Consider the following 2,776-nt stretch of genomic DNA (forward strand, 5'->3'; position numbering starts at 1 on the left):
TGTTAGACTATGCGCCTTTGCCTCGTGAGAAATCGACATGGTGCACAATCCCCTCCAGCGTGGGTTCCGGATGGATTGGCTTCTCCTTAGGAAGTCCGCAGACTTGCTTCACGATATCGGTCCGAGTTGCCTCCGGGAACCATCGCTCAAAGCCAATAATCGGAACTGCCCGACCATACCAATTCTTGCCTCTGCCCTCGTCCGTAGAGTGAAGCACGATATCGTCGATACCGAGATGATCTTTGGCGAACAGGCATGTCGTCAGAATGATTGCGTCAGGTGTTGCGATTGACCGCTGCGCTGGCGGATTGGGATCCCCCGGATTGGTGGACTTAGCGCTTCGGAGTTCTCCTGCGGCAATCATCACGTTGGGGTTCGGTTCAATGGGAATACACGCTGCACCCATATCGTCGAGGAAGTCCTTGGCCGATCCAAAAGGCGAACCGATGAAGTGTTCTTGTCTGAACTCTGCAAGTGTGATGGTTGAAAAGAATATCTTTCGCTTCCCAGCTTTTGCCTCAGCAACAAAGCGGCATATGTCCGCGTAGTGCGGTTGTGTATCATCCTGCGTGATGTAGCGGATGAATACACATGAGTCCCAGAAGAGGTTCTTTCCGATCATGCGTCGCCGTCCCAGCTATCGATATCGAAAGGACGGAAAGAGCCAACCCATCGTGAGATGTCCGCATCCTGCTTCACTGCGTCAATAGAGGTGACTTCGACGCGGATCGGAAGAGCCGAAGCCGAATTGTATATGCACTTGCCGTGGACCCTCACACGGTGGCTAAGCGAGGCCCCAAGGGCTTCGATGTCTTCTCGACGGCAAACGCAATCGATCTCATGTCCGCCAGCACTGAGAGTGAGCTTGATCTGAGGCACCGCACCACGAGCATCGACATACGCAAGAACGCCGTCGAAGGAGCCGAACGCTACTCCCTCGTAATAGGGGCCTTTCGTGCCACGTCTCGCATCAAGAGCGCGCTTGCGGAGGAAATCGTCAACCCGAACGACTTCGTTTGTGGTTCGTATCTCCGCGAAACCGAAGCGAGTTTCGGCTCCTCCCGTAAGAGCGCTAATCCTTCTGACGACTTTAGAAAATCGAGCTATACGGGAGGTGTCATGAACTTTGACGCCTTCAACCGCATCGTTGAAAATTGGAATTGCAGACGTCCCGCTTCTGTCGGCATCTCTGGGGATTTCACTCAAGATCGCCGTAGGCTCGGACATGTGCATGTTCGCAAGCACATAGTCATGGATCATGTCGCCGTTTGCGGCTTCGTCAGCCGCTTCAAGCGCCGAAATAAGCTGGGTCAGCTTTGTCGCAAACAGACGCCCGGGAACTCGGCCATGATCCTCGCGGACCAGACCGTGCAGCTTCAGTTCGATCTGCTTTGGTCCGAGCCCATCCACATTCGTTACCCTCGTCTCCGCTGCGATAGCCGAAGCGATCTAGCATGTGAATCCCTAATGTATTGAACATCTCAAGGCTCCAAACCTGATCACCTATCCCGCCCGATCCTTGAGGTGTGAAAGGTCGAGCGAAGAAAATCTGATCGCCGAAATTGCTTCAAACAACACCTGAGGGCGGTAGCCAGACCCATAATCATCGGCGGTCTCGCTGTGCGAGCCGCCTGTAATCCAGCCCCCGAGGCGAAGCGCGACATCTCTGTCAATCTGAGCGTTGCGGCATGCGTCGCGGAAGCCGTGGCGAAATGAGTGAAAGCAAGTCAGGTCGGTTGATGCGTCGATGCGGTCCAAGAATCTCGTGAACCAGCGGGAGAAGGCCACGGATCGGAAGCCCCGTTTCCCGAGAGGGAGGTCATCGAAGAGCTTCAGCGCACCTTCGTTCCGTTTGCGTTCTACGAATGCAGCGAGCCCGATAGCCAGCAATTCAGGATGGGCGGGGACAATCCGCTCACTCGATGCGGTCTTGAGAGATTTGTCACGCGTGCCGACGAGGCTCTTCTCGCTTATAACGAAGCACAGCACGCCCTCAATTTCTCGAACGTCAGTGACATCCAACTGGCACGCCTCATTAAGGCGCATGCCTGAGAACAGGCAGATGAGCGGAACCCAGAAGCGCGCACCCTGAGCAATGTGGGTGCCGACAACCGAATACCCGTTCTGCTCGTCCTTGCAGCCTGTGAAGATCGGCGCATTGAAGATGCGCTGAAGCTGCCACGTCTCAAAAGGCTTACGGCGATCCTGAGGGTGCACGGTCTCAGCGATCTGGAGTCCCCGCGCAGGGTTGCGTCCGATGAGTTCCTCAGCGACCGCCCAGTTCATCATGGTCGCGAAGCGCGCCATGTAGGCATTGAGGTTAGTGGCGTTGATGGTGCGGATCGAGCGGTCGGCCATCGCGGCCTTGGCCGCGTCACGGATACGAACGTCGCCGAACTTCTGAGCCATGTTGACGGGCAGCCAGCGCAAGGTTTCGAGCAGGTCGCGACACTGGTCGCGAGTGATGCTCGCAAGGGGTTTGTCGGCTCCGAGAACATCCTCCACAACCCGTCGCGTGGTCTGGTGCGCAAGCATCGTCCGCGCTGATCGCCGCTTCGTCGGGTCAGCGAGATATCGGTCATAGACCTGCGAGAGCGTCGGCCCCATCGTCTTGGCGGACGCTTTCTCAGATCGTCGCTCAATCGTCTTCTCGACTGTCGCGGGCACTGACGGTGAAGCAAGCAATCGATGCTCGGCCCTCAAGCCGATCTCAACACGCTTCGCCTCGAACATCGCATCGATCTGGGCAGCCACTTTTCGGCTCAACCTGATGGCG

Annotated in this window: 3 protein-coding genes; all 3 read right to left on the reverse strand. The window is 56.6% G+C overall.

Annotated elements, in window-relative coordinates; all coding sequences use genetic code 11:
* Positions 1-7: 7 nt before the first annotated feature.
* Complete coding sequence (locus tag ACU0AG_RS16010) at positions 8-622, reverse strand: type II toxin-antitoxin system VapC family toxin (RefSeq protein WP_482783259.1); 615 nt, start codon at positions 620-622, stop codon at positions 8-10.
* Positions 619-1,410 carry a hypothetical protein gene (locus ACU0AG_RS16015; protein WP_482783260.1) on the reverse strand — a complete coding sequence of 264 codons (792 nt, stop codon included), beginning with the start codon at positions 1,408-1,410 and terminating at the stop codon, positions 619-621. Before ACU0AG_RS16015 ends, ACU0AG_RS16010 begins: the two co-directional genes overlap by 4 nt.
* A gap of 93 nt (positions 1,411-1,503) precedes the next feature.
* Positions 1,504-2,776: site-specific integrase (locus tag ACU0AG_RS16020; protein WP_482783261.1), on the reverse strand; the 1,273-nt coding region annotated here is incomplete at its 5' end.

The organism is Erythrobacter sp. RANMB8 (assembly GCF_056848235.1).

Excerpts from the sequence above, each read along its gene's own strand:
- ACU0AG_RS16010 (WP_482783259.1), bottom strand. The coding sequence starts at position 622 with ATGATCGGAAAGAACCTCTTCTGGGACTCATGTGTATTCATCCGCTAC.